This window comes from Acidobacteriota bacterium (assembly GCA_030697165.1).
Classification (GTDB): domain Bacteria; phylum Acidobacteriota; class Vicinamibacteria; order Vicinamibacterales; family UBA2999; genus 12-FULL-67-14b.
Genome location: JAUYQQ010000009.1, coordinates 406,407 through 413,081, shown reverse-complemented (window position 1 = coordinate 413,081; position 6,675 = coordinate 406,407). Strand labels below are relative to the sequence as shown.

The window sequence follows — 6,675 nt, the reverse complement described above, 5'->3', positions numbered from 1 at the left end:
CATCTCGCCGCCGCCGACCACGGTCGAAGGCTTCGAGCGCTTCATCCTGTGGGCGCAGCGCGAACGCCAGGCCGGCAACTATGCCTGCTTCGCGGTCGTGCCCGCCGGCATGGACACCGCCATTGGCATCTTCCAGCTGCGTTCACTCGAGCCGGGCTTCGGCACTGCCGAGTGGGGCTTCGCGCTCGGTTCGCAGTACTGGGGCACGGGCGTGTTCGTGGAAGGTGCACGGCTGGTCCTCGACTTCGCGTTTGACGTCGTCGGCGCGCGCCGCCTCGAAGCGCGCGCGGCGGTGGCCAACGGCCGCGGCAACGGCGCCCTGCGCAAGCTCGGCGCCGTGAAGGAAGGCGTGCTGCGGCGTTCGTTCCTGCGCCACGGCCAGTATCACGACCAGGTGTTGTGGGGCATCCTCGCCGAGGATTGGCGCCTGCAGCGTCTCTCGCTCCAGAACGCGCCGGTCGTCCACTAGCTCTTCGTCAGTCGGGCACCACCGTCAGGCCCGGACATTCCAGGGATGTCCGGGCTTTTTTACGTCCCGCCACATCACATTCCGGCAAGTACACTGGTGACGTGCCCGCCTCAGTCTGGCGAACGATCGATCTCGACCGTGGCGACCACGGCGTCCGGGTCGATCGGGTCCTGCTTCGCCACCTGCGCGACGAGCGGGCGATCTCGCGCAACCGCATCCAGAAGTGGATCGATGCCGGCGACGTGCTGGTGAACGGTACGCCGCCGTCTCGCGCGGCCTGGCGGGTGCAGGCTGGCGACGAGGTCCGGGTCAGGGTTGAGCACCTGCAGCCCCGCACCAGACCGGCGGCGCAGGCGATGGACCTGGACGTGTTGTACGAGGATGGCGATCTGCTGGCGCTCAACAAGCCGGCCGGCCTGGTCGTGCATCCTTCTTACAAGAACACCGGCGGCACGCTGATGAACGGTGTGCTCGAACGCGCCAAGACTTGGCCTGACGGATCGCGGCCGAGCCTGCTCGGCCGCCTGGATAAGGACACCTCGGGGGTGGTGGTGGTCGCCAAGCGTCCGGCCGTGCACGCTGCCCTGCAACGCGCCATGGATGCCCGGCGCATTGAGAAGGACTACGCGGCGATTGTCTGGGGGCGGCCGTCACCCCAGCGCGGCACCATTGACCTGGCCCTCGACCGCGACCCGTGGGATCGCCGCCGCATCACGGTGACCGATCGCGGTGGCCAGCCGTCGGTGACGAAGTACGAACGGCTGGCTGTCACCCCGAGCACCCTAGGCACCTTCTCGTTGGTTCGCTGCCGGTTGATTACCGGCCGGACCCACCAGATTCGCGTACACCTCTCGGCGCGCGGCTGGCCCATCGTCGGCGACGGAGTTTATGGGCGCAAGCGTAAGGGCGGAGAACCGGCGCCGCTCGACGAGATCGCGTACGCCTTCCCACGCCAGGCCCTGCATGCGTGGCGGCTGTTGCTGCGGCATCCCACGACCGGCGAGCCGATTGAAATTGTTGCACCGCTGCCAGACGACATGCGGACGCTCGCCCACGCGCTGGGCTTGCCCGCCGTAGCTTTAGCGTAGGTGGGCCCACCGTATCCTTGGCGTAGGTTGGGCCCATCGTCACCCGCGAGGCTTCGCGCCAGCGCGCTAGGCGTCGAGCAGCATCCAGGCCGGGTCTTCGATGTATTCCTTGATCTTGACCAGGAACTGCACGGCCTCGCGGCCATCGACCAGCCGGTGGTCGTAGCTGAGCGCGAGGTACATCATCGGCCGGATCACGACCTGGCCATTCACCGGCACGGCGCGGTCGGCGATCTTGTGCAGGCCCAGGATGCCGACCTGCGGCGGGTTGAGAATAGGCGTGCTCATGAGCGAGCCGAACACGCCACCGTTCGTGATCGTGAACGTGCCGCCCTTCAGGTCTTCAAGCGTCAGCGAGCCGTCCTTGGCGCGGGCCGCGAAATCGCGGATCCCCAGCTCGATGCCGGCAAAGCCCATGCGGTCGGCGTCGCGCAAGACCGGTACCACGAGGCCGCCTTCGGCACCGACCGCCATGCCGATGTCGTAGTAGTGCTTGTAGACGATCTCGTCGCCCTGGATCTCGGCGTTGATCTGCGGGAACGCCTTCAACGCGCCGATGGCCGCCTGGACGAAGAACGAAGCAATGCCGAGGCCGACGCCGTGCTTCTTGGTGAAGGCCTCTTTGCGCCGCTCGCGCAGCGCCATCAGCGCACTCATGTCCACCTCGTTGAAGGTGGTGAGCATGGCGGCCGTCTGCTGCGCTTCGACGAGGCGGCGGGCGATCGTGGCTCGGCGCTTGGACATTCGTTCGCGGGTTTCGCTTCGGTCGCCGCTTGCGGGGGCTGGTCGGGCGGGTGGGGCTGGTTGGCCGGGTGAGGCCGGTTGGGCGGGTGAGGCCGGTTGGACGGGTGGGGCCGCAGCCTTCAACACATCCTGTTTCGTTACCCGGGCACCTGCCGGCGAAACCGACTCGATCTTCACGTCGTGCGCCTTCGCCACGTTCTTTGCCGTCGGCGTGGCTTTCTTGTCGGGGGGCGTTGCCGCCGACGCGGCAGACGGCGCTTCGGCGGCAACGACCTTACCAGCCCCACCCGCCTCACCAGCCTGACCCGCCTCCTCGAGCACCGCGAGCACTTCGCCAACCTTCACGTCCGCACCTTCCTGGTGCTTGATCGCGCCGAGCACGCCGGCACGATCGGCGCTCACTTCGAGATCGATCTTCTCGGTCTCGAGTTCCACCAGCGCATCACCGGCGACCACGCTGTCGCCCTGCTTCTTCAGCCACTTCGCGACGCGCGCTTCGACCACCGACTCGCCGAGTTCCGGAACCACTATGTTCGTTGCCATTTTCGCTTAGACCTGCTTCGAGAGGACGCGATCGAGTTCTTTGGTTTCGGCCTTGGCTTCAAAGGCCTGTTCGACAATGGCGCGCTGGTTGACCGCATGCCAGCTCGACGAGCCCTCGGACGGGCTCGAGTTGCGGACGCGGCCGATGTAGCGCAGCGGCCACCGCTTGTCGATCAACTGCTCGAGCAGGGGGCGGACGAACTCCCACGCGCCCATGTTCTCGGGCTCTTCCTGCACCCAGCAGACCTCGCGCAGCTTGGGATACCGTGCCATCACGTCGCGAATGGGCCCGTCGGGGAATGGGTAGAGCTGCTCGACGCGGGCAATCGCCACGGTCGTATTGTCCTTGCGCTGCTCGCTGGTGAACAAGTCGACGGCGACCTTGCCGCTGCACAACACCAGCCGGCGAACCTTCGCCGCCTGCGCCGGGGTCAGCGAATCATCGATTACCCGCTGGAACTTGCCCTCGGCCAGTTCCGTTGGCGTCGAGGCCGTGAAGCCGTGCCGCAGCAGGCTCTTCGGCGTCATCACGATCAGCGGCAGCGGGTCAGTCTGCAGCAACAGCGCCTGGCGCCGCAGCACGTGGAAGTACTGCGCCGCGGTGGTGCAGTTGACGACGCGGATGTTGGTGTCGGCGGCGGCGTTCAGGAACCGCTCGAGCCGGGCGCTCGAGTGATCGGGCCCCTGTCCCTCGTAGCCGTGGGGCAGCAGCAGCACCAGCGACGGCGACATGCCCCACTTGGCGCGGGTCGAGGTCAGGTACTCGTCGAGGATGATCTGCGCGCCGTTGATGAAGTCGCCGTACTGCGCCTCCCAGATCACCAGCCGCCCCGGTTCCTGCAGGCTGTAGCCGAGCTCGAAGCCGACGCAGGCGTACTCGGACAGCGGACTGTTGCGGATCTCGAAGGCCGCCTTAGCCTGGCGCAGGCGCTGCAGCGGCACATGCTCTGCGCCCGTCACTGAATCGTGGTACACGGCGTGGCGGTGGCTGAAGGTGCCGCGTTCGACATCTTCACCCGTAAAGCGGACGCCGATGCCGTCGGCCAGGATCGACGCCAGCGCGAGTTCCTCGGCGGCGGCCCAGTCGATTGAGCGCTCGGCGGCATTCGCGAACATGGCCTGGCGGCGTTCGCGGCCGCGTTCGAGCTTGCGGTGCACGGTGAAGCCCTCGGGCACCGTCAACAGGTCGGCATTGAGCGCCGCGAGGTTCGACAGCGGCATGGCCGTGCTGACCTTGGTGGCGGCGCCGCTCGGTGGCACCTCGGGCACCGGCGGCACGTAGTCCTGCTCGGGCTTGACCGCGGCGTAGGCCTGCTCCAGCGCCGTCATGCGCGCGCGGACCATTTCGTCGGCGCGTTCCTGCGTAATCGTGCCGGCCGCCACCAGCGTGCGGGCATAGATCTCGCGGACGGTCGGATGGGCGCTGACAATCTGGTAGACCGCCGGCTGCGTGAACGCCGGCTCATCACCTTCGTTGTGGCCGTAGCGGCGGTAGCCGACCAGGTCGATCAGGTAATCGAGCTTGAAGCGCTGCCGGTACGCAATCGCCAGCCGGGCCGCCTCGATGCACGCCACCGGGTCGTCCGCGTTGACGTGCGTGATGGGGATCTTGAAGCCGCGCGCCAGGCCGCTGGCGTAGCTGGTGCTGAACGACTCGTCCGGGTCGGTCGTGAAGCCGACCTGGTTGTTGGCAATGATGTGGATGATGCCGCCCACGTCGTAGCCGTCGAGCCGCGACAGGTTCAGCGTCTCGGCGACCACGCCCTGTCCCGGGAACGCCGCGTCACCGTGGATCAGGATGGCGAGCACCTTGCCCTTGTCGACCAGCGGCGGACCCGGCTGGTCAACCGTCGTGGCGGCGGCGCGGGCCATGCCGTTCAGCACCGGATCCACCGCTTCGAGGTGGCTCGGGTTCGGCGGCATCGAGATCACCACCTGCTTGGGGAGCCCGTCGGGCTGCGCCTCGACCCGCGCGCCGGCGTGGTACTTCACGTCGCCCATCCAGCCCAGGTCCACGCGCAGCCGGTCCTTCAGGATCGGATCCTTGAACTCGGCCAGGATCTGCGGGTACGGCTTCTGCAGGATGTGCGCGAGCACGTTCAACCGCCCGCGATGCGCCATGGCGATCATCACGTGCTGGACGCCACCCTCGGCGGCGTCGTGGATGATCTCGTCGAGGATCGGCACCATCATGTCGAGCCCCTCGATCGAGAACCGCGTCTTGCCCGGGAAGGTTCGGTGCAGGAAGCGCTCGAAGGTCTCGACCTCGGTGATGCGATCGACGAGCTCGAGGCTGTCGATCGGATCCACGGGGGGACGGAACTGGCGGGCCTCCACGGCCTGGCGCAGCCACTCGCGCTCGTCGGGGACGAACACGTGGCTGTAGTCGTGGCCGGTCGTCGAGCAGTAGATCTCGCGCAGGCGCGCGATGGCCTCGAACGCGTTGGCCGCGCCGGCCGCGGCCGGCCCCGAGACGATCGACGCCGGCAGCTTCTTGAGCGTCTCGCTGGTCAGGCCATGCGAGTGCGGGTTGAGCGATGGGTCGCCGATCGGGTCGTGAAAGCCCAGCGGATCGAGCTCGGCCGCCAGGTGCCCAAACCGGCGGATGTTTCCGGCCAGGGTGTGGGCGGCAATGCCGGCCTCCATGTCCCCGTCCGCCTTCGCGCCTGTCGGCGTGACGGTGGACACGGCGGGTGTTGCTGCTGATGGGTCGCTGGGCGTCCAGGTAGCAAACGCCCGGCGGGTCGCCTCGTCCACGGACGAAGGATCGCGCTGGTAGCGCTCGAACAACTCGTAGACATACCCCGCATTGGCCCCGGTAAACTGGTCCCACGGGTTCATAACCTTTCTACTTTAACAGGGCCTGGTTCCCGCGCCGAAGCCTTTGGCGAAGGCGGGCGCTCTTCGAGCTACGGCGGGGCAGGGTGCCAAAGTGCCAAGGTGCCAAGGTGCCAGGGTGCGAGGTGTGTCACGGTTTGATTAAGCTGCTCGCGATCGACATCGACGGGACACTGCTCGATTCAAGGGGCCGTGTGCCACAGGCGAACCTTGACGCCGTGCATCGCGCGGCCGCCAGGGGCGTCCGCATTGTCATTGCCACCGGCCGCAGCTTTCACTTCGCGAGCCAGGCGCTCGGCGACCTGCCTGACGACATCACCCTGCTGGTCTATAACGGTGCGATCGCGCGGTCCAGGTCGGGTGAGACACTGCTGCGCCGGCTGCTGCCGCAGGCGGTGGCGCGAGAGGTGCTGGCGGCGACCATCGAATGGCGGCACGAGACCGCCTGTGTCTTCGATCGGCCATCGGCCGGCCAACTGGTGTACGACCGCATGGATTGGAGCGGCCCGAATCGCGCGGGATTCAGGCGCCGCAACGCCGCCATCATCCAGGCCGTGGATCGGCTTGAAGACGCGGTCAGCGAAGACCCGGTGCAGGTCACCTTCAACGGCGGGATGCAGACCATGCGGGCGATCTCGGCGCACCTGGCAGCGCATCCGGTGGCCCCGCAGCTCGAGGTGACGATGACCGAGTATCCCCAGCGCGACTTCTCGCTGGTGGACGTTTGTGGCGCCGGCATCTCGAAAGGCTCCGGGCTGGCGGCGCTGGCCCAGCACTACGGCGTGCCGCAGGCCGAGGTCATGGCCGTGGGCGACAACCACAACGATCGCGACATGCTCGAGTGGGCCGGCGTGGGCGTGGTTATGGGCAACGCCGAACCCGAACTGAAAACATCCGGCGTTCACCTTACGGGCACGAACGACGAAGCGGGCCTGGCACAGGCGATCGATCGCTTCATTCCCGCTGGCCCCCCATAACGGGGCGCCCGCCAGT

Annotated in this window: 5 protein-coding genes; 3 read left to right on the top strand and 2 right to left on the bottom strand. The window is 67.5% G+C overall.

Features of this window, described 5'->3' with window-relative positions; genetic code table 11:
* Both Q8T13_10185 and Q8T13_10180 read left to right on the top strand, forming a co-directional pair.
* Positions 1-469: GNAT family protein (locus tag Q8T13_10185; GenBank protein MDP3718119.1), on the top strand; the 469-nt coding region annotated here is incomplete at its 5' end.
* 101 nt (positions 470-570) lie between these two features.
* On the top strand, positions 571-1,557 hold the full coding sequence (locus Q8T13_10180) for an RluA family pseudouridine synthase (GenBank protein MDP3718118.1): 987 nt from the start codon (positions 571-573) through the stop codon (positions 1,555-1,557).
* A gap of 66 nt (positions 1,558-1,623) precedes the next feature.
* Here Q8T13_10180 and odhB read toward each other — a convergent pair whose 3' ends face one another.
* The gene (gene odhB / locus Q8T13_10175; protein MDP3718117.1) at positions 1,624-2,844 is read right to left on the bottom strand and encodes a 2-oxoglutarate dehydrogenase complex dihydrolipoyllysine-residue succinyltransferase; all 1,221 of its coding nucleotides are present in this window, start codon (positions 2,842-2,844) and stop codon (positions 1,624-1,626) included.
* A gap of 6 nt (positions 2,845-2,850) precedes the next feature.
* The gene (locus Q8T13_10170; protein ID MDP3718116.1) at positions 2,851-5,685 is read right to left on the bottom strand and encodes a 2-oxoglutarate dehydrogenase E1 component; all 2,835 of its coding nucleotides are present in this window, start codon (positions 5,683-5,685) and stop codon (positions 2,851-2,853) included.
* A gap of 134 nt (positions 5,686-5,819) precedes the next feature.
* Between Q8T13_10170 and Q8T13_10165 the strand changes: the two genes are divergently transcribed.
* Complete coding sequence (locus Q8T13_10165) at positions 5,820-6,659, top strand: Cof-type HAD-IIB family hydrolase (GenBank protein ID MDP3718115.1); 840 nt, start codon at positions 5,820-5,822, stop codon at positions 6,657-6,659.
* Positions 6,660-6,675: the final 16 nt, after the last annotated feature.